Origin of the sequence: Brevundimonas sp. C43, from assembly GCF_030732185.1 — a bacterium.
In the GTDB taxonomy this organism is placed as follows: Bacteria; Pseudomonadota; Alphaproteobacteria; order Caulobacterales; family Caulobacteraceae; genus Brevundimonas; species Brevundimonas diminuta_C.
Window position 1 is genome coordinate 129,763 of the sequence record NZ_CP132231.1, and the last position, 24,213, is coordinate 153,975.

A 24,213-nucleotide genomic window follows, 5' to 3' on the forward strand; every position below is an offset into this window, starting at 1 on the left:
GTTACTTCAGGAGGAAGTCGTGAACAAGGACGAAAACGCTTCGGTTCTGCGGGTGCAGTCGAGCCGGCGTCGATACTGGTGGGGCGGCGTCGCCATGCTCGTCATCGGCGCCGCCGCCCTGGCGGGCGGCGCGGGCTTCGCGCTCATGCATGGAACAGAGGGCGATCAGGCGACGACGGCGGGCGTGGCGGCGGGCTTCGGTTTCGGGCTGATGATCATCGGGGCCATGATGGCGTGGTGCGGCCGCCCCGGTCAGCTCATCGGTGTTGCGGAGAGCCGTGACGGCGCCCGCCGCGAAAAGCTGCAGCGGGAGCGCACCCGACAACTGGTGCTCTTTCCCCTCGTGCTGCTGCTGTTCATGGCTCAGGCGCATCTCGCCATGCAGAGGGTCCTGAGCGGGGACCACAACCTGGGCGCCTATGTGCAGATCCTGCTGCCGGTTCTGTACGGCTGGCTGATCCCTGTGCTCGTCATGGGCTGGGACTGGAACGCGCAGAAGAACCGCCGCTTGATGGAGGACGAGCTGACGCAGGTTCTGCGGGCGCGGTCGATGATCCTGGCCTTCGTCGTGCTGATGGGCGGGGTGACCGTAGCGCTGGGTCTGGGTCTGTGGCGCGCGGACTATGGCGTGCTGGCTCTGCCCTATGTCCTGGCGCTGGGCGGGGCGTCGGCGGGCCTGCGGTTCGCCTGGCTGGATCGCGAGGCCGGTCGCGATGGGTGATCCCAGGCTCGGCTCGAGGTTGAAGGAGGCACGCACCGCCGCGGGCCTGACGCAGCAGGGGCTGGCCGACAAGGCCAGCGTCTCGCGCAAGACCATCAATACGGTAGAGAACGGCGTCTTCGTGCCCTCGACCGTTCTTGCCCTTGAACTCGCCCGGGCCTTGGACACGACGGTCGAGGCCTTGTTCTTTCTGAGAGACTGATCCGATTCATGTCCGAAAACCGCGAGACATCGTCGGGCGGGCGGCGCATCCTCCGGGCATGGATCAGTTGTTGGATCAGGAGGCCTGCTGGCGCGCCGTCGTGGCGCGGGACGCGCGTTTCGACGGGCGTTTCTTCACCGGCGTGACCTCGACCGGCATCTATTGTCGGCCCATCTGCCCGGCGCGGACGCCAAAGCGCGAGAATGTGGTCTTTCACCCCAATGCGGCGGCGGCCGAGGCGGGAGGCTTGCGGGCCTGTCTGCGTTGCCGGCCCGAGACGGCGCCGGAAATGGGCGCCTGGCGCGGCACGTCGAACACCGTCAGCCGCGCCCTGGCCCTGATCGAGGCGGGGGCGTTGGACGTCGGCAACACGGACGCTCTGGCGACACGGCTGGGCTTGGGCGAGCGACAACTGCGCCGCCTGTTCCGTCAGCATCTGGGCGCCGCCCCGGTCAGTGTGGCCCAGACACGGCGCGTCCTCCTGGCCAAACAGTTGATCCACGAGACCGACCTGTCGATGGCCGAGGTGGCGATGGCGTCGGGCTTCGGCAGCGTGCGACGATTCAACGAGACGTTTCAGGCCCTTTACGGTCGCGCGCCGTCGGACCTTCGGCGCCGCAAGGTCGAAGCCGAAGCGGGCGGAGTGATCAAGATCGGTCTGTCCTACCGTGCGCCCTATGACTGGGACGCCATGATGACGACCTTGGTGACGCGCGATGTCGCGGACGAGGCGGTTGTCGATGGTGTCTGGGCTCGGCGGCTGCGACCCGACGTGGATGGCACGGAGGGTGCGGTGACGCTGCGCCCCGCTCAACCGGGCAAGGCGGCGGTCGAGGCGCGGATCGACAATCTAAAAGCCTTGCCGGGCGTACTGGCGCGGGTGCGGCGCGTGTTCGATCTCGCCGCCGATCCTGAGGCGATCATGCGCGACCTGTCGGCCGATCCCGTTCTGCACGCCGCAATCACGGCCATGCCGGGGTTGAGACTTGCGGGCGAGTGGATCGACGCCGGCGAGGATGCGCCCAGCGACCGGCTGGCGACGACGGACGCCGCGCTGCTGGCGCGCGCCGAGCGATGGCGGCCTTGGCGGGCCTACGGCGCACTCTATTGGGCCCTGAGCGAGGAACGGCGAAATGAACGAGCAGCCTGACATGCATCTGACCCTGGATCGCATCCCGTCCCCCGTCGGCGAGGTGCTGGTCGTCACCGACGCCGACGGCGCGGTGCGGGCGCTTGATTTCCACGATTACGAAGCCCGCCTACGCCTGCTGCTGCGCCGACACTACGGTGAGGTCGTGCTGACCGAAGGCCGCGCGCCGGAGCTGGTGCGTCGGGCGGTCGAGGCCTGGTTCGGCGGCGATCTCACCGCCTTCGACGCCATCACGGTCCGCACCGGCGGCACGGAGTTCCAACGCGCGGTGTGGAAGGCGTTGCGCGACATACCGACCGGCGAGACCTGCACCTATGGTCAGCTCGCTGCGGCCATCGGCGCGCCCAAGGCCGTCCGCGCCGTGGGCCTGGCCAACGGCGCCAATCCGGTCGGCGTGATCGTGCCGTGCCACCGTGTAATCGGAGCGAACGGGACGCTGACCGGCTATGCGGGCGGCCTTGAGCGCAAACGCTGGCTGCTGGCGCATGAAGCGGGCGGCCGGCTGCTTTAGCCTCGAGTGAAGCGCTCAGGCGTCAGGGCGGCGTGGGTGAAGCGGGCCTGACGCACCGCCCCCTTGAAGTAGTTCACGCGGTTGATGCGGCAACCGACCGAGGCGCGGCCCGGCCCTTGCGGCTTGAACGGCACCGGGTGCTCGCCCTGCAGGACGCCGTCGACATAGGCCCGGTACAGGACGCCGTCGAAGGTTTGCGCGACGTGGAACCACTGTCCGCAAGGATGGAGCCGCTCGGGGAAGATCAGGGTGTGGTTGTAGCCAGGCCCGCGCGTGAAAGCGTCCAGGTACCAGCGGTCCTGAACCACCCGGATCTCGAACAGGAAGCGCGTCTGCGACGGCGGCTGGCCGGCCGGCGCCTCTTCGGCGAGATGAAACCAGCGTTGCTCGAAAGCGCCGCCGTCGGGTCGGAACAGGGCCTCGAACGTGAAGGTTTCGGCCCCGGCCAACGGATGCTGATCGATTAACAGGGCGTCGTCCACGCCGTCAAACTGAACTGCTCGGCCAAAGGGGCTGTCGATCAGGCCCGGCGCGCCCTCGACGCGGGTTTCGATCCCCCCGATGTCGGCTAAGCGATCGAAGGTCCATACCGACTGGCGCGGCGATGCAGCCGTCATGGTCGCGCACCCCGGCAGAATCGCAGCCGCAGCACCCGATGCGCCCAGGGCCATCAGGCGGCGGCGGTCCAGCGGCAGGACGTCAGGCATGGTTCATCTCCCGGCGGTTTTGTCGCGCGACACTATGGGATCGGCGGCCCGAGGCAACGGCCTGCGTCCCGGTTCGTTGTCCATGTCCCTACACACTGGAGTATCGACGATGAAACTTTCCAACGGCGCGCTGGTGGCGGTGGTCGATGGCGAGAAGCTGGCCCTGTTCAAGAACACGAACGCCTCGGACATCAAGCTGACGCCGCTGGAAACGCCGGCCATCGCGGATCGGGTGTCGGGTTCGGCCGGCCGCCGATCCAATGAGGCGAACCCCGACAATGACACCCAGGCCGAGGACGGTTTCGCCATGGGCGTCGCCGAGGTGCTGAACAAATGGTCGGTCACCAACAAGATCGACGAACTGCTGGTGATCGCCGCGCCCAAGACGCTGGGCGAGCTGCGCAAGCATTGGCACAAGGACCTTCAAGCCAAGCTTGTCGGCGAGATCGCCAAGGACCTGACGGGCCATTCCAGCGATCAGATCGCCGCAGCCATCGATAAGGCGTGAAGACAGGCGGGCGCTGTGCCTGGCGCCCGTTCTCTGATCAGGCGGCGCGTCTCGACTGCGTCGTCTGACCCAGATCAAAGCGACTGATCAGCCCCTCCAGTTCGCCAGCCTCGCTCGTCAGGGCGTGGCTGGCGGCGGTGGATTCCTCGACCATGGCGGCGTTCTGCTGGGTAAACTGGTCCATCTGATTGATCGCCACATTGATCTCGCCGATGCCGACCGACTGTTCGCGCGTCGCGGCGGCGATGGTGCGAACCAGGGCATTGGCCTCCGCCACCTGGACAGCGATGGCGCTGAGGCTATCGCGCGTCAGCGACACCTGATCGGATCCGCGCTGCACATTGCTTTGCGACAGGGCGATCAGCGCCTTGATCTCCTTGGCGGCGCTGGCTGACCGTTCGGCCAGGCCCCTTACCTCGGAGGCGACGACGGCGAAACCGCGTCCGGCTTCCCCGGCCCGGGCGGCCTCGACGCCGGCGTTCAGGGCCAGAAGGCTGGTCTGGAAGGCGATCTCGTCGATTACGCCGACGATCTGATTGATCTGGGTCGACGACTGCTCGATCTCCGACATGGCGCCGATTGCGTCCTGCACGACGGCCTCGCCCTTGTCCGCCGCCGCCTGAGCGGCCTGAGTGATGTCTCGGGCGCGCTCGGCGTTATCGGCGCTGCTGCGCACCGTCTGCGTCAGCTCGTCCAGCGCGGCGGCGGTCTGCTCCAGACCGGCGGCCTGCTGTTCGGTGCGGCGCGACAGGCTGTCGGCGGCGGCGGCGATGTCCTGGCATCCGCCGCGCATCGACTGGGCCGTAGTCCAGATGCCGGTCATCGTCGTGTGCAGCTGATGCAGGGCGGCGTTGTAGTCTTCCGGGATGCGACGCGTGTCGGCGGTGAAGCCCGCCTCGTGCATTCGCCAGGCCAGTTCGCCGGCGGCGAGGCGCGACAGACCTTCGCCCAAAGTCTCGACGGCGCGCGTTTGCGAGGCGGCGAAAAGCTCCGTCTCCTCGGCGTGCCGGCGACGATCGGTTTCGGCGGCCGCACGTTCGCGCTGTTGCTGATCGCGCCGCGCCAGACCGTCCCCAAGCTCGAGCCGGAAACCTTCGAGCGCCCTCGCAATCTGGCCCAGTTCGTCGGCCTTGTCCGCACCGGCGACGGGGATGTCATAACGCCCTTCGCTCATGGTCCGCACATCGGCCGTCAGACGCGCAAGCGGGCGTCGGATCAGACGGTCGCTGGTGATCAGTAGGGCGACGATGATGGCGGCGATGATCAGAACGCCGCCGACCAGAAGCATCAAGGCCAACTGCCGCGCCGGGGCCTCGATCGTCGCGACGGGAATGTCCAGTACGACGGCCCAGGTCGCCTTTTGACCGGGCAGGATCACAGGCTGCACCAGACGTCGAACCGGCTCGCCGTTCACGCTGACGCCCTCGACCGCCTGGGCCTGGCGTTTGGCGATGACGTTGCGCACGATGTCCGCGCCAGCATCCGCATAGGCTTGACCTCGTACGGCGGCGTCCGAATGGGCGACCCAGACGCCCTTGTTCGACACCAAGGTCACGCGGCCCGTGCCCAGCGGCTTCATCGCCGCCAGACGCTGCGACAGGTTGGCCAAGGTGATGTCCAGGCCTGCGACGCCGATGATGCGGCCGTTGACGCGCACCGGATAGGCGACCGAGGTCATCGCGACCTTGCCGCCGCCAATGTTCTCTTCGTACGGCTCGGCTACGACCGGCGCGCCGCTGGCCATCGGCTCGGTGTAATAGGCCTGTTCGAAGTCGGAGCCGTCAGCCTCAGGCTCCAGGGAAATCTGACCGTCGCGGCGCACCCAATAGATGGAAAGTCGTCCGTTGACGTTCGAACTGCTCGCCGCATGACCGATGTGGGCGGCGTCGGCCCCGACGGCGTCAGGCGCGGCCATGAACCAGGCGCCCATGACCTGATCGGTGGCTTCGGCGTTCGGCTTGACCAGCGCCATATAGGCGGCGCGGTCGGTCAGTCCCGTCTGTCGTGCGGCGCCCAAGGTCGCGGCCAGGGTCTTGGCGCCCGTGCCGGCCGAGACGATCTCGTTGCGGATTTCTTGCGAGGCTTCTAGCGCAGCGCTTTCGGCGTATCGGCCGGCCATGTCGCGGACGATCGCGCCGGAATAGGCCGTCACGCCGATGGCCGCGACGATCATCAAGGCGCCGATGGCGAGCCCCGCCACGACGGCGAGCTTCAAGGCGATGGACAGGCGATTGAACGAGAACATGACGGGCTCCGTAGGCCTTTACTCATGCGCCCGCGCCCGCAAACGCCCGGTTAAGGTCGCACTACGTAGTTACGCGCCGTCCAGAAACAGGCGGCACGCCGGATTGGCGGTTTCGTCGACGTAGGGGTAGCCCAGATCGGCCAGGGCGGCGGTCAGTTGATCCTGTTCCTGGGGCGGCACGCTGATGCCCGCCAGTACTCGGCCGACGTCGTCGCCGTGGTTGCGATAGTGAAACAGCGTAAGGGCCCAGGCTGGCTGGAGGCTGTTCAGGAACCGCAGGAAGGCGCCGGGGCGTTCGGGGAACTGGAAGCGCAGGATGCGCTCGTGCGGCAGGCCCACCGTGCGGCCGCCGACCATGTAGCGGACATGCAGCTTGGCGGTCTCATTGTCGCTCATGTCCTCGACGGCGTAACCGCCGGCGCGAAGGCTCGCGATCAGGTCGTCGCGCTCGTGCGGACCGTTTCGCAGGGCGACGCCGACGAAGATTTGCGCCTGCCCGTCGCCGGACCAGCGGTAGTTGAACTCGGTGACCGAACGACCGTCCAGACTGTCGAGAAAGCGGCGGTAGTCGTCGCGGTCGTCCTTCATCGCTACGGCCAGCAGGGCCTCGGCGCCCTCGCCGACCTCGGCCCGTTCGGCGACGTGGCGCAACCGGTCGAAGTTCAGATTGGCGCCCGAGTTGACGGCGATCAGGCTGCCGCTTCCGGTGTGGGCGGCGGCCCAGGCCTTAAGCCCGGCGAGTGCGACGGCGCCCGAGGGTTCGGCGATGGCGCGGCTGTCGTCGAAGATGTCCTTGATCGCGGCGCAGATCGCGTCGGTGTCCACCAGCACGATTTCGTCCACCAGGTCCTTGCATAGGCGGAAGGTCTCGGACCCGGCACGACGCACGGCGACGCCGTCGGCGAACAGACCGACCTCGTTCAGGGTCACGACCTGACCCGCGTCGATGGCGGACTTCATCGTCGGGGCATCCACCGGCTCGACGCCGATGATGCGAGTCTCGGGCCGCAGAAATTTGATGATCGCCGCGACCCCGGCCGCCAGGCCCCCGCCGCCGATGGGCACGAAGATGGCTTCGATCGGATCGGCGTGCTGACGGGCGATCTCCAGCCCCACCGTGCCCTGTCCCGCGATGACGTCGGGGTCGTCGAAGGGATGGATGAACGCCGCACCGGTTCGGCTCTCCAGTTCACGGGCGTGGGCGTAGGCCTCGTCGAAGCTGTCGCCGTGCAGAACCACCTCGCCGCGCAGGGCCCGGACGGCCGCCACCTTGATGCCGGGTGTGGTGGTGGGCATGACGATGGTGGCGGGGACGTTTCGGCGGGAGGCGGCCAGGGCCACCCCTTGCGCGTGATTGCCGGCCGAGGCGCAGATGACGCCCCTGGACAGTTCGTCCTCCGACAGGCCGGCGATCTTGTTGTAGGCGCCGCGGATCTTGAACGAAAAGACCGGCTGCAAGTCCTCCCGCTTTAGCAGAACGGGCCGGTCGAGCCGGGCCGACAGGCGGCGCAGCGGGTCAAGGGGCGTTTCCTCCGCCACGTCATAGACGCGGGCGGTGAGGATGCGGCGGATGGTGTCCTGCATGGAAATGTCGTGAATGGGCGCTTAAAGGCAAAGAAGTCGGCTGCCGTCTAGGCGATATCCACCAAAGTGGGAACAGTTTTGCAAATCTTCGTCTTGGACGGCTGAGAGGGAGCAGCGCGCATTTCCTCTTGCACAGCGCCCGCATCGGCCTACATTGCGCCTGCTTATGCTAAATGTGAGCATAAGGGTATGGAGATGATCATGGCTGACGGCGCCTTTGGTCTGACGATAGAGCTGGAGCGGGAAACCGCCGGGGTGTGGGCCAAGGTCAAGGACCACGTCACGCCGCTGGAATGGCCCGCGCAGGCCCGGCTGATCAGCGAGATCAACCGGCTGAAGCGCGAGCGCGACGCCGTGATCCTGGCCCACAACTATATGACGCCCGAGATCTTCCACGGGGTCGGAGATTATGTCGGCGACAGCCTGGGCCTGGCCAAGGAGGCCGCGCGGTCGGATGCGAAGGTGATCGTCCAGGCGGGCGTCCACTTCATGGCCGAGACGTCCAAGATCCTGTCGCCCGAGAAGACCGTGTTGATCCCCGACCTGCGCGCCGGATGCTCGCTGGCCTCGTCGATCACGGGGGCGGACGTGCGGCTGATCAAGCAGCGCTATCCGGGCCTGCCGGTCGTGACCTATGTGAACACCACTGCCGATGTGAAGGCCGAGACCGACATCTGCTGCACCAGCGCCAACGCCGTTCAGGTGGTGGAATGGGCGGCCAGGGAATGGGGCGTGGACCGTGTCATCCTGATCCCGGACGAATTCCTGGCGCGCAACGTCGCGGCCCAGACGACGGTCGGCATCATCGCCTGGAAAGGCCGTTGCGAGGTACATGAGCGGTTCACGGTGGACGATATCGCCGAGATGCGCGCCGCCTATCCCGGCGCCGAAATCCTGGCCCACCCCGAATGCCCTGAGGACGTGCTGGCGGCGGCGGACTTCGCCGGTTCGACGGCGGCGATGACTGACTATGTCGCGGCGCGCCGGCCCAAGCAGGTGGTGATGATCACCGAATGTTCGATGGCCTCGAACGTCGCTGGCGACGTGCCGGGCGTGCAGTTCATCGGCCCGTGCAACCTGTGCCCGCACATGAAGCGGATCACATTGCAGAACATCCACGACTGCCTTCTGAACATGCAGTTTGAGGTGACGGTGCCCGCCGATATGATCGAGCGTGGACGTCTGGCGGTGCAGCGAATGATCGACCTGCCGCCGCCCGCCGTTCCCGCGCGCTACGACCTGGTCAAGGCGCGCCACCACGTCGATGTGGAGCTGATCTGAGCGTGACGCGGCGATCGGTCCCGGCGACGGGGCGGGTCCTTGCGCCCATCTGGACGCCATGAGCAACACTGACACGACAGATCAAACGCCCGGCCGCGCGCCCGGCCCCTGGGACGCCAAGCCCGAACCGACATCGGCGCGTGGGGCCGCGCCGACGCCCGCAGCCGAAGCGCCGGTCGAGAAGGATCAGAGCCTGGTCTGGGCGATGCTGTCCACGGCGCTGATGGGCGGGTTTCTGTGGTGGATCACGGGCAGCGCCATCGTGGCGGGCGCGGTGCTGATCGGCCTGTTCGTCCATGAGGCGGGCCACGCCTTGGCGATGAACAAGCTCGGTATGGGACCGGCGCGCATCTACATCATCCCCTTCCTGGGCGGCCTGGCCAAGGCGCGGCGTGAGCCGAAGAGCGAGTGGGACGGGGTTCTGGTGTCATTGGCCGGACCGGCCTTCGGCCTGCTGGCGATGATCCCGTTCGTCGGGGTCTGGATGGTTCTGGGGCAGGGCGAATGGCTGATGGGCGCCTTCTTCATCGCCATGCTCAATCTGGTGAACCTCGTGCCGGCGCCGCCTCTGGATGGATCCAAGGCTCTAGGGCCGGTGCTGACGCGTGTGCACCCGCGCCTTGAGCAGATTGTGCTGCTGGTCATCGGTGTCGCGGTGGTGTGGTGGGGCCTGACGACCGGGCGGTTCATCCTGGCCGCCTTCCTGGCCCTGTCGGTGTTCAGCCATCTGAAGCGTGGCGTCTGGCGTGCGGCCTGGGGCACGCTGAGTTGGTCCGAGGCGGGCAAGAGCCTGGCGCTCTATCTGCTGACCCTGGCGGTGTGCGCGGCGGCGGCCGTCGGCGCCCTGATGCCGATGACCGGGGGCGATCCGTCCGGCGCGGTGCAGTTGGGCCTCAACTACCTAGGCTTTGGACGATGAACCGAACGCGGCATGACGGACCTCTGATCGTCGGGGCGGGGCTGGCGGGGCTGTCGGCCGCGCTGGAGGCGGCGAAGTCTGGGGCCAAGGTTCTGGTCGTGACGCCCGAGCCGTTGCTGAACGCCTGTTCGTCCGCCTGGGCGCAGGGCGGGATGGCGGCGGCGCTGACAGGACAGGACTCGGCCGCATTGCACGCCAGGGATACCGAGGCGGCGGGCGCAGGTCTGGTCGAGCCGGTCGCGGCGCGCGCCCTGACCGACGCCGGGCGCGAGACGGTCGAGTGGCTGGCGGCCCTGGGCGCGCCGTTCGACCGGGATGCGGACGGCGGCTTCGTGGTCAGTCTGGAGGCGGCTCATTCCGTTCCTCGCGTGGCCCGGGTCGGCGGCGACGGCGCAGGCCGGGCCATCCTGTCGGCCGTCGTTGCGGCGGTGCGGGCTGAAAAGTTGATCGAGGTCTGGGACGACGCGCGGCTTAAGGCCCTGTCGCAGGACGCCGACGGCCGGGTTGTCGGGGCGGTGGTCGTGCGCGGCGACCGCCTTGTCGAGATCACGGCGACGGCGGTAGTGCTGGCCACAGGCGGGGCGGGCGGTCTGTTCGCAGCGACCACGACCCCGGCGGCGTTGAAGGGCGAAGGGATGGCCTTGGCCGCGCGCGCCGGCGCGGAAATCCTCGATCCGGAGTTCGTGCAATTCCACCCCACCGCCATCGACGTGGGACTGGACCCCGCGCCGCTGGCGACTGAGGCTCTAAGGGGCGAGGGCGCGCGGCTAATCGATGGTCAGGGACGGTTTTTGCTGGGCGACGAGGCCGACGCCGATCTGAAGCCGCGAGACGTGGTGGCGCGGGCGGTCCATGCGGCGCGCGCCGACGGGCGAGGAGCCTTTCTGGATGCACGCACGGCGATCGGGGACGAGTTTCCGCATGCGTTTCCCGCCGTCTTCGGTGCCTGTATGCGCGCCGGTCTGGACCCGCGCGTCAGCCCGATCCCGGTGATGGCGGCGTGCCACTATCACATGGGCGGGATCGCCGCCGATGCCGATGGCCGCACGTCGGTTGCGGGCCTTTATGCGGTCGGAGAGTGCGCGGCGACCGGCGTGCACGGCGCCAACCGGCTGGCGTCCAACTCCCTGCTGGAAGCGGCGGCCTTCGGTCGGCGCGCGGGCCGGTCGGCGGCCCAGGAAGGCGGCGGCGGCCGCCCCTTGGCGGCTGACATCTCGCCCGACCTGCCGGATGCGGCGATGGCCGAACTGCGGACCGCCATGACGGCCCATGCGGGTGTCGTGCGTGATGCGGAAGGTCTACAGATCCTCATCTCCCTGATTGACCGGCTGGAGAGCCGGCACGGGCCGGCGGCCGTCCTGTTGGCGGCGAGGCTGATCGCCCAGGCGGCTCTCGACCGGCGCGAGAGCAGGGGCGGGCACTACCGGTCGGACTATCCGCAGACGCATGGGGCGGCGGTGCATACGCGGGCGCGGATCCCCCACCCGGCGGCGTTGGAGGCGGCGGAATGAGACGACTTCCCGAAGTGCTGATCGAGCCCGTCGTGCGTCTGGCGCTGGCCGAGGATTTGGGTCGGGCCGGCGATGTGACCGCCATGGCCTGCATCCCAGAGGATGCGCGGATGAAGGCGGCCTTTGCAGCCAGAAAGCCCGGTGTTCTGGCGGGCATCGACTGCGTACGCCTGGCCGTGCTGGCCTTGGACGCGCAGGCCTCGGTCGATTTGAGATTGAGAGACGGCGACGCCTTTGAAGCGGGCGCCGTGCTGGCTGTTGTCGAGGCCGACGCGCGCGCCTTCCTCTCGGCCGAGCGGACGGCGCTCAATCTGGTCGGACGGCTCAGCGGCGTGGCGACCTCGACGCGCACCTATGTCGAGGCCGTCGCCGGGACCAGGGCGCGGATCGCGGATACGCGCAAGACCACGCCGGGGCTGCGCGCGCTGGAGAAGCACGCCGTGGCCTGCGGCGGCGGGATCAACCATCGCTTCGGCCTGGATGACGCCATCCTGATCAAGGACAACCACGTCGCCGTCTGCGGCGGTGTCGCCAAGGCGGTGCGGCGGGCCAAAGCCTTCGCCCCGCATCTGATGAAGGTCGAGGTCGAGGTCGATGGGCTGGATCAGCTGGACGCCGTATTGGCCCTGATCGACGAGGGCGCGGCGCCGGATGTCATCATGCTGGACAACTTCAGCCTCGACGACCTGCGCGCCGCCGTGGCGCGCGTCGCCGGGCGGATCGTGCTGGAGGCCTCGGGCGGGGTCGATCTGACGACGGTGCGCGGCATCGCCGAGACGGGCGTGGACGTCATCTCGGTCGGCGCCCTGACCCATTCGGCGCCGGTTCTCGATATTGGCCTGGACGCGCTCTGACCGCTTGCAGGCCTCCGCCGATCAAGCGGGGCTGGAGGCCGTCTCGGCGACGTCAGTCTTGGCCGGCGTGTCGTTCGCCCGCGCGGGGCGGGAAGCCGGTTGGGCAGCGGCGGCGCGTGTGGCGGCAAGCGAAGGCGTCGTCGACTGGGCCGCCGGCGTGGGCAGGGCGCGACCTTCCTGCGCCAACACCATCGAATAGGCGACCGCCTGTCCGGCCTGACGCGCGGTCTCGACCGGGTTGAGGCCGGCCTGGATCAGGCGCGGCTGGTCCGCCGGCGCCGCGCGACGTGCGGCGTAGGTGAAGGTGCCGCCGCTGCTCGAACGGCCGCCGAAGCGATAGAACAGATGGCTGCCGACCTGGCTGACCTGCACCAGCGACGAACGCCAACCCGGCGTCACGGCGGTGGTGTGGAAATGGGTCGCATTGCCGACACGCGAGAAGACCGATCCCGACATGGCGTTCGAGGCCACGGTCCTGGCGCGGTTCCAGGCGGCCTGGTTGACGCGGCCGCGCATCGCGCCGGAGCAGGTGAAGGAGAATTGGCAACCGGTGCTGCGCGCCGCGCCCTGAAAGACGACGCCGCAGACGGTCTTGGGGAAGGCGGGGTGGCGCACGCGGTTCAAAACGACCTGAGCTACGGCCTTCATGCCGTCGGCGCCCTCGCCACGGGCTTCATAATAGACGGCCTGGGTCAGGCAATCGAGATCGCGGCTGGCGTCCAGGGCGTTGGCCACGCGGAAGGCGGGAGCGGCGGTTGGGGCGGTCAGGCTGGCGCGGCGAAGGTTGGGGTCGCCCGGCGCACGGAGTTGTTCGAGACGAGCGGCCAGCAGTTCGGCCTGGCGATCGCGCTGGGCCGAGCCCGCGCTGGTATAGGGATCATGACGCCGCGCGATGGTCAGGGCGCTGGCGTCGAGGCCGCCGGCGGCGGCGGCAAGGGCTTCTTCCGTGAAACCGGCGGCGGTGGCGCCCTGAATCCGTTCGGCCTGGGCGCGCAGCGTCGTCGCGCGCGCCGTCGTGCCGCCCAGATAGGCGCATCCGATCGCCAGTCCCAACAGGCCGCCAAAGGCTACAGCGGCCGTCATGGGCTTGATCTTGGCCACACGATCGGCGCGCAGAATGGCGCGCGTCTGCGAGGAATGCGACAACGAGGTAGTCCTGTTCAGCAGGGCGAGAAACGCGGCCCCCGGGGTAGTCTTGCCGGCGAGGCGACCCATTGCGGTCGCGGTCCAGCCTGCAAATTCCGGCGCTCGGCTCAGTGGCTCGGGCGTCGAGGACGGGCCTTTAGCCAGCCTTTTATGGCCTCAATGTGTTCGATTCGCAATCCTATGGTTAACGCGTCGATTTCGATGGGCATTTTTTAGTCTCGGCACCCTGTGTGGCTGCAAAACGGCAAGACCAGATAAATCTATCGCTTTAATACTGTATCCAACTACAGTGAGACTTGTTATCTATAGATATGTTGCGGCGCGACAGACTAAATGCATTGATAAAATCTGTTTAGAATTGTGGCGTGGAGTGTCCACGCAACTAGAGCCCAAGCCAGGAACCGCTGTGCGGCGTTTGCGTTGAAGCGTGGCCTTTGGAGAGAAGCCATGACCAAAATCATCACCCTGACCGCAGCCGCTGCGACGGCGCTCGCCCTGTCAGCCTGCGGCGCGACGATCGAACAGAAGGCCGCCAGCGGCGCCATCGCCGGCGCGGTCGTCGGCGGGCCGGTCGGGGCCGCCGTTGGCGGCGCGGCCGGGACGGCCGTCGGTCAGGCGCAGAAGCCGAACTAAGACCGCCTTGATCGACGCACGCTCTTATCGCTGCGCTTGCGATACGGGCCGCGTCGCTTATCTGATTAAGGTGTTGCGGCCACGCTGCCGCGACGCTCCAAATGACGCATCAGGCCGATTTGCGGGCTGCGAACCTTGATTTTCGCGCGCTTATCGGCTTTGTGCGCCCCGCTTCGGGCCGTGCGTGGCGCAGCCTGACCCCCGACGACCGCCCTGGTCGCTCACAAGGAACCCTGACGCTTTCGCATGAAAGATCTGAAGACCGGATTCTCCGACCGCATTACCGCCCAGCAAGAGGCCAAGAAGGCCCTGCTCGCCAAATTCAAGCCCAAGGCTGCCGCGCCCGATCCCGAGTTCGAGCGCTTGGCCGAAAAGCGCGCCGCCGAAAAGGAAGCCCTGCGTCAGCAGCACGAGCTGGCCAAGGCCGAGCAGCGCCGTGAAAAGGCGGAAAAGGAAGCCGCTCGTCTGGCCGCCGAACTCGCCGCCCAGGAAGAGATCGACGCCGAAAAGCGCGCCGACCGCAAGGCGCGCAAGCAACTGACCAAGGAAGAGCAGAAGGCCAAGCGCGACGCGCGTTACGCCGCCCGCAAGGCCCGCCGCTAAATCTAGCTGCAGCTCCAACCAGATCGACGCGTCGCATCGCTGCGGCGCGTTTTTCTTTGGTCTTCAGTTCGTCGGGGCGGCGCTTAGGCGTTCCAGCAGGGTGCGTAACTGTTCCGACGAATAGGGTTTTCTCAGCAGCGGCCAGACCGTGTCGGCCAGCACCGCATCCACGTCTTCGCCGACGTAGCCCGAGGTCAGGGCGATCCGCAGGTCCGGCCAGCGCGCCGCCGCCTCGCGCGCCAAATCGATGCCGCTCATGCCGCCGGGCATCACCACATCAGTCAGCATCAGGTCGAAGTCGTCGGCCTGAAGGAACTTCAGCGCATCGTCGCCCGTCTCGGCCCAATCGACCTCCAATCCGAAGCCTTCCAGGATTTCCAACGCGACTGCGGCGACGCCGGCGTCGTCTTCCACCAGCAACATCCGCCCGCCCTCGACCAAGGCGGCGCCATCGGCGGCGACCAGGTTCGACGTCACTGCGGCGTCTTCCGCCGACAGCGGCGGCAGGAAGATGCAGATCTCGGCCCCGCGGCCCGGCTCGGAGATAATCTGGACCCCGCCGCCCGATTGGCGCGCGAAGCCATAGACCTGGCTCAAGCCCAGGCCTGTGCCCTTGCCGACGCCCTTGGTGGTGAAGAAGGGTTCGAACACCCGGTCGCGGATGTCCGGCGACATGCCTTCGCCGTTGTCGGCGACGCTGACGCAGACGTAGTCGCCGGCCGACAGTTCGGCGATCTGTCCGGCCTCGACGGTGCAGGCCCGCGTATGCACGATGATGCGGGCCTGGCGGCCCTTGGCTCCGGTCACATCGCCCAGGGCGTCGCGCGCATTGACGATCAGGTTCAGCAGCGCGGCTTCGAACTGGGCCGGATCGACATTGGCGGGCGCGCCGCCGCGCTTCAGCTTGACCTTGAAGTCCACCGCCTCGCCGACGGCCCGACGCAGCAGCGGTTCGCTCTCGCGGATCAGGGCGTTCAGGTCGATCGGCTCGGGCCGCAGCGCCTGACGACGCGAGAAGGCCAGCAACTGATGCGTCAGGCTCTCGCCCCGTCGCGCCGCCGCCAGCGCCGCCTCGCCCAGCTTCTTGCGCTTGGCCGCGTCTTCGCTCCGCAGGATGATGTCCAACGCCCCGATCACCACGGTCAGCAGATTGTTGAAGTCGTGCGCGACCCCGCCGGTCAGCCGCCCGACCGCCTCCATACGCTGGGCGTGGACCAGTTGCGCCTCGGCCTGGGCCTTTTCGATCAGGGCTTCATCGACCCGTTCTTCCAGCAGTTCATTGATGCGTTTGAGGTCGTCTTCGGCCCGCTTGGCGTCGGTCACATCAAGGCAGGCGCCGACATAACCCTGGAATAGGCCCGAGGCGTCGAAGCGCGGTACGCCTTCGGTTCGCAACCAGCGCGGGCCGAGCGTCGGGTGGTTGATCCGCGTCAGCGCCTCGAACCGATCCCGGGCCTCGAAGGCGCGCATGAAGGCGGCGGCGAACACTCCTTCGTCATCCGGGTGGATCAGGCGTCGCCAGCTATCGGGCAGATGCGCGTCCGCCTCTACGCCGAAGAAAGTGCGATAGCGCCTGTTGGCGAACACCATCTGGGCGGCGTCGTCACTCATCCAGATCAGGGCGGGCGCGCTGTCGGCGACGGTGCGGAAGCGGTTCTCGGATTCCTCCAGTCGCGCCTGGGCCGTGCGCATGTCTGTCACGTCGAACGCCACGCCCACGAAGCCGACGACGTCCTGACCTGCCAGACGGGGACGGGAGAAGGATTTCAGCCAGCGCCATTCGCCGTCGTGACGGCGATAGCGCGCCTCCATCGAAAAGGGCTCGCGCGTCGCTTCTCCATTCACGGACTCCGCTAGAATGCGCGCCTGATCCTCAGGATGCAGCACGTCGCGCCAATCCAGGTTGAGGACGGTCTGATAGTCCGAGCCGTGAAAGTCGACATAGGCGCGGTTGACGAAGGCGCGCGTGCGATCCTGTTTCGTGACCCAGATCAGAACCGGCGCGGTGTCGGCGATGGCGCGGAACCGCTGCTCGCTCTCACGGGTCTCGTTTTCCGCGCGGGCGCGCTCGACCTCGGCCCAGGTACGCGCGGCGACTTCCTCGACAAGGCTTACCTCGGCCTCGGTCCAGTCGCGCGGGGTCGCGGAATGGACATAGAGAAACGCGCGCAAGCGTCCGGTGCGGATCAGCGGCGCGCGCACCAGGGCGCGGGTCTGGATGGCGTCGAAGGCGTCGGCGACCGCGGCCGTGCGAGGGTCGTCGCGCACATCCGAAATCTGAATGGTGCGGCCTGCGTTCAGGTCCGCGATCAGACCTTCGCCAAAGGCGTTAAGGCTGAACTGACCCTGAGCGCTTTCGACGCCGGCGGTCCAGTCGCGGCTCATGGAGACGACGCCTGCCGCCTGATCCACCTCGCCATAGCCCACCCGCTCGACATCCAGCAGGGCGCCAAGGGTGCTCTCCACATCGCCCATGATGTCTTCGGGATCGGTCAGGTCGCGCAGTCGGTCGCTGAGGTCCAGCAGGAAGGCCTGACGCCGCGCGGCGCGCGCCGCCGCATCCAGCGCCTCGTGGGTTTCGGTCACGTCAAAGGAAATGCCGGCATAGCCGACGAAGGCGCCTTGCCCGTCGAAGCGCGGACGCACGACGGCCCGCATCCAGCGCCAGACGCCGTCCTGTCCCTGAACGCGCGCCTCCATCTGGAACGGCTTGCGATCAGCGGCGCCGGCCTTCTCGGCCGCCTTTACGGTTTCCAGATCGTGGGGGTGCACGGCCGTCTTCCAGCCGCCCTCGCGCAACGCCTCGATGTCCAGCCCATGCAAGGCGAAGACGGCGGCGTTGACGAACTCGAACTCGCCCTTGGCGTCCAGCAGCCAGATCGGCGAGGGGGCGGTATCGGCCAATTCGCGGAAGCGGGTCTCGCTTTCACTCAGCCGCGACAGGGCCTTGCGCAGTGATGACCCCACCAACGCGAAGAACAGGCCGACCAGAACGAAGTTCCAGGTCGCCGCACCGCCGATGGCGTCAAGCACGCCATCGCGACCGGTCGCCGTCAGGGCGACGATCGCCCAGCCGCCGCTGGTGCAGACCGCAAGCGCCGCCAGGGCGCCGGTCCAGCCGGCCGCCAGCGCCGCCAGCGTCACCGCAGGCAACAGGATGGTGAAGCCGGTCACCTCGCCATACAGCGGCGACGCTGCCGCCCGTATCACCAGCCCGGCGAGCCCGATGCCGATCCCGATCAAAAGACGACGCGACGCGGAGGTCGCGGGCAAGCGCGCCAGGCCGACCAGCCAGCGATCCATGCCTGCGATCCGCCCTTTCGATCCGCCTGCGCTCATATCCTCGGTTCGCCCCACCAGCGACGCGTTTGCGCCGCTGGAACATAGCTTTACACCTTGCGTTTGGGGCGACCACCCCTGACGCGCAAAGGGATGCGATAACGGCGGTCGTTGTGGCGCCGGAAAATGGCCTATAAGTCGGACTAGACGCGCGATCTCAGCGAAAGGCCGTTGCGCCGATCGCGGCTGTTGGACCCTGAATGACCCGGTTGCCCTGGAAAACGATGTGGAAGGCGCTGCGGCGTTCGGCGGCGGCCTTGCCCGCGGCCGGCGCGGTGCTGGGCGTCGCCATGGCGGCGGGGTCCAGCGTGCGGCCCGACATGGATCGGACGGCCGAGGCGGTCTCGCGCATCACCGGCGGCGATCTGGGCGCGGGCGGGCTGGCGGCAATCAAGGGGCGACTGACGCCGTCGCAACTGGCGGTGGCCATGCGTCATGATCCGAACCTTCTGCAACCGGCCCTTTACGGGCTGACGCCGGGTTGGGAGAGCCTGACGCTGGCTGGAAAGCCGGGTCTGGAACCGGGCAAGAGCGGCCTTGAGGCCCAACGTCTGAACGCGGCCATGGCGCCCGCGTCAGGCCCGCTGCGTCCCGCCTTGCCGTTCGTGTTCAAGGGTAGCGCCGAGGATCGCAGGCGGGCTTTGCGCTGCCTGACCCAGGCCGTCTATTATGAGGCGGCGCTTGAGCCGGACAACGGCCAGGCGGGCGTGGCTCAGGTGGTCCTGAACCGCGTGCGCGATCCGAACTACGCCAACACCGTCTGCGGCGTGGTGTTCGAGGGTGCCGAACGCGTCACCGGCTGTCAGTTCAGCTTCACCTGCGACGGCTCGCTGGGCCAGGCGCCGGTCGGCTGGGCGTGGGAGCGGGCGCGCAAGGTGGCGGAGCGGGCGCTGAACGGCGCCGTGGCTCAGGACGTCGGCACCGCCACCCATTATCACGCCGACTATGTGCATCCCTGGTGGGCGCCGACGGTGGCCAAGGTGACGCAGATCGGGGCGCACATCTTCTATCGTTGGAAGGGCGTCTATGGCGAAACGGCCGCTTTCCGCAAAACCTACAATGGGCGCGAACCGGCGATCGACGAGGCGCGCTTCTCGCGTCCGCGCATGACGATCGCGGCCGGCTCCGCAACCGGCGGCGCCGATCCCGACGTTCCGCTGAAAGACGCGCCTTTGAAGACGGTCGAGATCGATGGCCAACAGCGGGTCGTCGGCGTGGTCAGCCTGGGCGGTCGCCGCCTGCCGACGCGTGACGAAGTCGCCGCCATTAACGCGCGTCTGAACGCCCTGGAGCAGCCCGCAGTCGCCACAAAGCCGGCCGCTCCGGCCCCGGCGGGCGTCACGACAATGGATGTGGAGGAAGTCGGTCGCCCCGCGAACTGACATCCAGCATTGCAACGCTTCGTCACTCCGAGCATTGATGTCGATGGCCGGGGCTGACCGGCCCAGCGAGGACGCCTGCTTGACCCACCCCGAAGTCGATTGTCCGAGGTGGGACGAAGCCGACCGTCTGAAGGCCCTGACGAGCTACGGCGTGCTGGACACGACGCCTGAAGGGTCGTTCGATGATCTGGCGTCGCTCGCCGCGCGCATCTGCGAAGCGCCGATGGCCGCCGTCAGTCTGGTCGATTCCCAGCGTCAGTGGTTCAAGTCCGAGGTCGGTCTGGGCGTGCGCGAAACGCCGCGCCCGCTGTCGTTCTGCGCCCACGCCATGCTGGGCGACGACGTCATGGTCATCCCCGACGCGATGCAGGATGACCGCTTCATCGACAATGATCTGGTGACGGGCGCGCCGCACATCCGCTTCTATGCCGGCTATCCGCTGAGGACGCCCGACGGCGTGCCGCTGGGCGCCCTATGCGTTCTGGATGACAAGCCGCGCCCGCAAGGTCTGACCGAGCTTCAGCTGATGGCGCTCAAGACCCTGGCGCAACAGGTGATGACGCAATTGGAGCTGCGGCGCGCCCTGTTGGACCGGGACCTCAGCGACCGCACAGCGCGGTTGGCGATGGAGGCCTCGGCCTATGTGGGGGCCTGGGACTGGGACATTCCTGAGAACCGCGTGATCGCCGACGAACGCTTTGCTCGCATGTACGGGGTGGATCCCGAAGCGGCGCGCGAGGGCGCGGCCATCGAGGTTTTCACAAGTAACGTCCATCCCGACGACGCCCAGCGCGTCGCCGACGAGATAGACCGAGCCATGACGGGCGACGGCGTATTCGTCAGCGAATATCGTCTGGGCCAGGGCGATGACGTGCGTTGGGTTCTGGCGCGCGGGCAGGTTTATTTCGACGCGGAGGGCAAGCCGATCCGCTTCCCTGGCGTCGCGGTGGACATCACCGAACGAAAGACCATCGAGACGGATCTCGCCGAGATCGCGGTCGCGTTGAGTGAAAGCGAGAGCCGGTTCCGGGTCTTGGCGGACGCCATGCCGCAGATGGTGTGGTCCACCCTGCCGGACGGTTTTCACGACTACTATAATGCCCGCTGGTACGAATTCACGGGCGTGCCGCTGGGTTCGACGGACGGCGAAGGCTGGAACGACATGTTCCATGCCGACGACCGCGAGCGGGCGTGGGCGGTGTGGCGCAATTCGCTGGAAACCGGCGAGCCCTATGAGATCGAATACCGGCTGAAGCATCACAGCGGCGTCTATCGCTGGACCCTGGGCCGCGCGGTGGCGATCCGCGACGAGGCGGGCGAGATCACCCGCTGGTTCGGCACCCTGACCGATATCGATGAGCTGAAGCGGCTGGAGCAAGGCCGCGAGCTGGTCAGCCAGGAGCTGAGCCACCGGATCAAGAACATCTTCGCCGTGGTCACCGCCCTGGTCGCCCTGTCTGCGCGCCAGTATCCGGAGGCCAAGGCGTTTGCGGCCTCATTGCGCACACGCATCGCCGCCCTGGCTCGGGCGCATGAGTTCGTGCGACCGCATACGGAGACGTCCAAGACCACGATCGGTGCGACGACGCTGCATTCCTTCCTGTCCGACCTGTTCAAGGCCTATGCGGACGAGACGGGCGGCGCGCGCGTCGTGATCCGGGGCGAGGACGCCGTCTTCGACGACCAGGCGGCGACCTCCGTGGCGCTTCTGTTCCATGAGCTGGCGACCAACGCCGCCAAATACGGCGCCCTGTCCGAGCGCGGAGGAGTCGTGACGCTCGACACAGAGCGACAGGAGGATCGTTTCGTCCTGACCTGGTCGGAAACAGGCGGTCCGGTCATCCAGGGCATGCCGCAGCGCACCGGCTTCGGCTCCTCCCTGGCCAGTCTGTCAGTCGAGGGACAGCTGGGCGGTCGGCTGTCGCGCGAATGGCGGCCAGAGGGGCTTCAGGTCGTCGTGGATCTGCCGGCGACGGCCTTGTCCAGGCGGCGTGCGGCGGGCGGATATTCAAATTAGTCTTCTATTGAAACCTAACCCTCACACTGGCGTTACGTACGTTCCCGAACACCCGATCGAGCCATGACTGCGCGTATCCTCATCATCGAAGACGAAGCTCTCGTTGCGATGGAGCTCAGGTTCGTCCTGGAGGATCTCGGTCACGAGGTTCTGGGCGTCGCCGCGACCGCACAGGCCGCGCGCGATCTGGTGCGCGAGAACGACGTCGATCTGGCTCTGGTCGACATCCACCTGTCCGATGGTCCTACCGGGATCAACCTGGGTCGGGAACTGGGCCAGGACATGGGCGTCTCCGTCCTGTTCATGACGGCCAATCCCGGCATGGTGCGCGAGGGCGTGGCCGGCACCATCGGCGTGCTGTCCAAACCGACCGACGAACATGCGGTGCAGACGGCCGTGGATTACGCGCTGCGTCGGCGTCAGGGCCAACCGGTCGATTACGCGCCTCCGGGTCTTCAACTCTTCGGCTGACCGCCGCCGAGGCGGTTGCGGTCGCAGCGATGCGGCATATGTCGAAGGCTCCCTGCAAGGAGACCTCCCCATGACAACCCTTCCCAAACGCAAGCTCGGCTCCAGCGGCGTGGACATCGCCCCCCTGGTGTTCGGCGGCAACGTCTTTAGCTGGACGGCGGACGAGGCGACGTCATTCGCCCTGCTGGACGCCTTCGTTGAGGCCGGCTTTGACGCCATCGATACCGCCGATGCCTATTCGCGCTGGGTTCCGGGCCACTCTGGAGGGGAAAGCGAGACGATCATCGGCAAGTGGCTGAAGGCGCGCGGCCGGCGCGACGACGTCAAGATCCTGACCAAGGTCGGATCGGACATGGGGCAGGGCCACAACGACCTGTCGCCGGCTTGGATCGAGACGGCGGTCGAGGCGTCGCTGCGCCGACTCCAGACCGACCATATCGACCTGTATCAAACCCACTGGCCGGATTCGAAGACACCGCAGGAGGAGACGCTGCGCGCGCTGGATAAGCTGGTGCAGGCCGGCAAGGTACGCGCCATCGGCACGTCCAATCATTCGGCCGAACAGGTGTCCGAAGCTCTGGACATTTCGCAGCGCGAGGGTCTGGCCGCCTATGCGACGGTCCAGCCGCACTACAACCTCTACAGCCGCGACACCTTCGAGGGCGGATTGCAGGATTTGGCCGTCGAGAAGGGCCTGGGCGTCATTACCTATTTCAGCCTGGAGAGCGGCTTCCTGACCGGCAAATACAAGACTGTCGATCAGATCGCCGGGACCAAGCGCGAGGGCATGCTGAAGGACAAGTTCGACGAGCGCGGCGTGCGTATTCTGGCGGTTCTGGACGCCGTGGCGCAGAAGAACGAGGCCACCTCCGCCCAAGTCGCCTTGGCCTGGCTGCTGGCCCAGCCGGGCGTCACGGCCCCGATCGTCAGCGCCACCTCGACCGAACAACTGGCCGACACGCTGAAGGCGGCGACGCTTAAGCTGTCAGATGAGGATCTGGCGGAACTGACGGAGGCCTCGGCCTACTGATCGTGCAAGACCGGGGTCACCAGACCCCGATCTTCTCCGCCTCGGCGTGGCTGATGGGGTTGTGGGCCTTGGCGTGGTCTTCCTCGGCGAGGAAGCGGCTGACTTCCAGGGCGGCCATGCAGCCCATGCCGGCGGCGGTCACCGCCTGGCGATAGACGTCGTCCGTCACGTCGCCGGCGGCCCAGACGCCTTCGATCTCGGTCGAGGCGGTGCCGGGCTTGACCCGCAGATAGCCGCCGGCGTTGGTCTCCAGCTGGCCCTTGAACAGTTCCGACGACGGGGCGTGACCGATGGCGATGAAGACGCCGTCGACGGGGATTTCCCGGGTCGAGCCGTCCTGGACGTTCTTGAGCCGAACGCCGGTGACGTTCTTGGCCATGCCGTCCACAACGCCGACGATCTCCTCGATCGCCGAGTTCCAGATCACCTCGACCTTGGGGTGGGCGAACAGCCGGTCCTGCAGGATCTTCTCGGCGCGGAACTCGTCGCGGCGGTGAACGACCGTGACCTTGGAGGCGAAGTTGGTCAGGAACAGCGCCTCTTCGACGGCGGTGTTGCCGCCGCCGACGACCACGACTTCCTTGCCGCGATAGAAGAAGCCGTCGCAGGTCGCGCAGGCCGAGACGCCGAAGCCCTGATAGGCGGCCTCGCTCTCAAGCCCCAGCCATTTGGCCTGGGCGCCGGTGGAGATGATCACCGTCTCGGCCAGCATCTCCTCGCCGCTGTCCAGCTTCAGGCGGAACGGGCGTTGCGACAGGTCGGCGGAGACCACGATGTCGTGGATGACCTCGGTCCCGACATGCAGGGCCTGGGCCTGCATCTGCTCCATCAGCCAGGGGCCCTGGATGGTGTCGGCGAAGCCGGGATAGTTCTCGACGTCGGTGGTGATGGTCAGCTGGCCGCCGGGCTGGATGCCGGCGATGACGACGGGGTTCAGCGAGGCGCGGGCGGCATAGATGGCGGCGGTCCAGCCGGCGGGGCCGGAACCGATGATGGCGACGCGAACGGTACGAGCTTGGGTCATGGCCCCTATTTAGGCGGTGATTCCCGTTTGCGCGATGCTAGTCTCGCCCGACATGCAGGGGAGATGGGGATGACGAACAAGAACGCGGCCTTCCTGCCGATCGGGATCGGCATGGGCCTGTCGACTGGCGTGGCGCTGGGCGTGGCCCTGGACAACGTCGGCCTGGGTCTCGCCCTGGGCACGGCCATCGGATCAGGGTTCGGCGTGGCCCTGATGGGGGCGGCGAACATGAAGGCCAAAAAGGGCGGCGGATCGGACGGCGGCGCCGTCATGCCGTCATCGGATACGTCCCAGCCCAGCGGCTCTGACTGCAGCGGGGACAGCGGCTGTGACGGCGGCGGCGGGGGTGGCGGCGACTGAAAAGGCCACTCCAGA

Annotated in this window: 21 protein-coding genes and 1 pseudogene; 16 read left to right on the forward strand and 6 right to left on the reverse strand. The window is 67.5% G+C overall.

Annotated features, from left to right (window positions below; translation table 11 throughout):
• The first annotated feature begins 19 nt into the window (after positions 1-19).
• The 4 genes from Q9R14_RS00670 to Q9R14_RS00685 are packed head-to-tail and all read left to right on the forward strand — an operon-like array spanning position 20 to position 2,584.
• The gene (locus Q9R14_RS00670; RefSeq protein ID WP_306003108.1) at positions 20-721 is read left to right on the forward strand and encodes a hypothetical protein; all 702 of its coding nucleotides are present in this window, start codon (positions 20-22) and stop codon (positions 719-721) included.
• Entirely contained in the window at positions 714-923 is a 210-nt protein-coding gene (locus tag Q9R14_RS00675) for a helix-turn-helix transcriptional regulator (protein ID WP_017504712.1), read from the forward strand. Before Q9R14_RS00670 ends, Q9R14_RS00675 begins: the two co-directional genes overlap by 8 nt.
• A 58-nt stretch (positions 924-981) precedes the next feature.
• Positions 982-2,073, forward strand: coding sequence for a bifunctional transcriptional activator/DNA repair enzyme AdaA (locus Q9R14_RS00680; protein ID WP_306003110.1), 1,092 nt, complete (start codon positions 982-984; stop codon positions 2,071-2,073).
• Positions 2,057-2,584 carry a methylated-DNA--[protein]-cysteine S-methyltransferase gene (locus Q9R14_RS00685; RefSeq protein WP_306003111.1) on the forward strand — a complete coding sequence of 176 codons (528 nt, stop codon included), beginning with the start codon at positions 2,057-2,059 and terminating at the stop codon, positions 2,582-2,584. Before Q9R14_RS00680 ends, Q9R14_RS00685 begins: the two co-directional genes overlap by 17 nt.
• On the opposite strand, the gene Q9R14_RS00690 is transcribed toward Q9R14_RS00685, so the two are convergent.
• Positions 2,581-3,291, reverse strand: a complete 711-nt coding sequence (locus tag Q9R14_RS00690) for a LamG domain-containing protein (RefSeq protein WP_306003112.1) — start codon at positions 3,289-3,291, stop codon at positions 2,581-2,583. The two genes, Q9R14_RS00685 and Q9R14_RS00690, sit on opposite strands and share 4 nt — an antisense overlap.
• Before the next feature lie 109 nt (positions 3,292-3,400).
• Here Q9R14_RS00690 and Q9R14_RS00695 point away from each other — a divergent pair, with 109 nt between their 5' ends.
• Positions 3,401-3,799 (forward strand): host attachment protein, encoded by a 399-nt coding sequence (locus tag Q9R14_RS00695; protein ID WP_017504716.1) that lies wholly within the window; start codon positions 3,401-3,403, stop codon positions 3,797-3,799.
• A 37-nt stretch (positions 3,800-3,836) separates the two neighbouring features.
• On the opposite strand, the gene Q9R14_RS00700 is transcribed toward Q9R14_RS00695, so the two are convergent.
• A complete protein-coding gene (locus Q9R14_RS00700; RefSeq protein WP_306003113.1) occupies positions 3,837-6,044 on the reverse strand; it encodes a methyl-accepting chemotaxis protein in 2,208 nt (735 codons plus the stop codon).
• Between the two features lie 69 nt (positions 6,045-6,113).
• Positions 6,114-7,628, reverse strand: a complete 1,515-nt coding sequence (gene ilvA / locus Q9R14_RS00705; protein WP_306003114.1) for a threonine ammonia-lyase, biosynthetic — start codon at positions 7,626-7,628, stop codon at positions 6,114-6,116.
• Between the two features lie 189 nt (positions 7,629-7,817).
• Between ilvA and nadA the strand changes: the two genes are divergently transcribed.
• From nadA to nadC, 4 genes are read left to right on the forward strand one after another with little or no spacing between them, the layout of a single operon-like run.
• A complete protein-coding gene (gene nadA / locus Q9R14_RS00710) occupies positions 7,818-8,909 on the forward strand; it encodes a quinolinate synthase NadA (RefSeq protein WP_306003115.1) in 1,092 nt (363 codons plus the stop codon).
• Between the two features lie 58 nt (positions 8,910-8,967).
• Positions 8,968-9,828: a site-2 protease family protein gene (locus Q9R14_RS00715; protein WP_306003116.1), complete on the forward strand. Its 861-nt coding sequence runs from the start codon at positions 8,968-8,970 to the stop codon at positions 9,826-9,828.
• Entirely contained in the window at positions 9,825-11,339 is a 1,515-nt protein-coding gene (locus Q9R14_RS00720) for an L-aspartate oxidase (RefSeq protein WP_306003117.1), read from the forward strand. The genes Q9R14_RS00715 and Q9R14_RS00720 overlap by 4 nt, the downstream gene beginning before the upstream one ends.
• Positions 11,336-12,193 carry a carboxylating nicotinate-nucleotide diphosphorylase gene (nadC, locus tag Q9R14_RS00725; protein ID WP_306003118.1) on the forward strand — a complete coding sequence of 286 codons (858 nt, stop codon included), beginning with the start codon at positions 11,336-11,338 and terminating at the stop codon, positions 12,191-12,193. The genes Q9R14_RS00720 and nadC overlap by 4 nt, the downstream gene beginning before the upstream one ends.
• A 21-nt stretch (positions 12,194-12,214) precedes the next feature.
• Here the strand turns inward: nadC and Q9R14_RS00730 are convergent, their stop codons facing one another.
• The gene (locus Q9R14_RS00730; RefSeq protein WP_306003119.1) at positions 12,215-13,408 is read right to left on the reverse strand and encodes a cell wall hydrolase; all 1,194 of its coding nucleotides are present in this window, start codon (positions 13,406-13,408) and stop codon (positions 12,215-12,217) included.
• A 378-nt stretch (positions 13,409-13,786) separates the two neighbouring features.
• Here Q9R14_RS00730 and Q9R14_RS00735 point away from each other — a divergent pair, with 378 nt between their 5' ends.
• The gene (locus Q9R14_RS00735; protein ID WP_137722277.1) at positions 13,787-13,972 is read left to right on the forward strand and encodes a hypothetical protein; all 186 of its coding nucleotides are present in this window, start codon (positions 13,787-13,789) and stop codon (positions 13,970-13,972) included.
• 246 nt (positions 13,973-14,218) lie between these two features.
• Positions 14,219-14,575, forward strand: a complete 357-nt coding sequence (locus tag Q9R14_RS00740) for a DUF6481 family protein (RefSeq protein WP_055752926.1) — start codon at positions 14,219-14,221, stop codon at positions 14,573-14,575.
• 63 nt (positions 14,576-14,638) lie between these two features.
• Here the strand turns inward: Q9R14_RS00740 and Q9R14_RS00745 are convergent, their stop codons facing one another.
• A complete protein-coding gene (locus tag Q9R14_RS00745; protein WP_306003120.1) occupies positions 14,639-17,878 on the reverse strand; it encodes a PAS domain S-box protein in 3,240 nt (1,079 codons plus the stop codon).
• Positions 17,879-18,114: 236 nt separating this feature from the next.
• Between Q9R14_RS00745 and Q9R14_RS00750 the strand changes: the two genes are divergently transcribed.
• From Q9R14_RS00750 to Q9R14_RS00765, 4 genes and pseudogenes are all read left to right on the forward strand, one after another.
• Positions 18,115-19,296 (forward strand): cell wall hydrolase, encoded by a 1,182-nt coding sequence (locus Q9R14_RS00750; RefSeq protein ID WP_306003121.1) that lies wholly within the window; start codon positions 18,115-18,117, stop codon positions 19,294-19,296.
• Between the two features lie 79 nt (positions 19,297-19,375).
• Entirely contained in the window at positions 19,376-21,313 is a 1,938-nt protein-coding gene (locus tag Q9R14_RS00755) for a PAS domain-containing protein (RefSeq protein ID WP_306003122.1), read from the forward strand.
• Positions 21,314-21,361: 48 nt separating this feature from the next.
• A pseudogene (locus tag Q9R14_RS00760) lies at positions 21,362-21,784 on the forward strand (response regulator); the annotation flags it as partial.
• 70 nt (positions 21,785-21,854) lie between these two features.
• Positions 21,855-22,814, forward strand: coding sequence for an aldo/keto reductase (locus Q9R14_RS00765; protein WP_306003123.1), 960 nt, complete (start codon positions 21,855-21,857; stop codon positions 22,812-22,814).
• Between the two features lie 16 nt (positions 22,815-22,830).
• On the opposite strand, the gene trxB is transcribed toward Q9R14_RS00765, so the two are convergent.
• Positions 22,831-23,838, reverse strand: a complete 1,008-nt coding sequence (gene trxB / locus Q9R14_RS00770) for a thioredoxin-disulfide reductase (RefSeq protein WP_306003124.1) — start codon at positions 23,836-23,838, stop codon at positions 22,831-22,833.
• A 69-nt stretch (positions 23,839-23,907) separates the two neighbouring features.
• Here trxB and Q9R14_RS00775 point away from each other — a divergent pair, with 69 nt between their 5' ends.
• Positions 23,908-24,198 carry a hypothetical protein gene (locus Q9R14_RS00775; RefSeq protein ID WP_306003125.1) on the forward strand — a complete coding sequence of 97 codons (291 nt, stop codon included), beginning with the start codon at positions 23,908-23,910 and terminating at the stop codon, positions 24,196-24,198.
• The last annotated feature ends 15 nt before the right edge of the window (positions 24,199-24,213 follow it).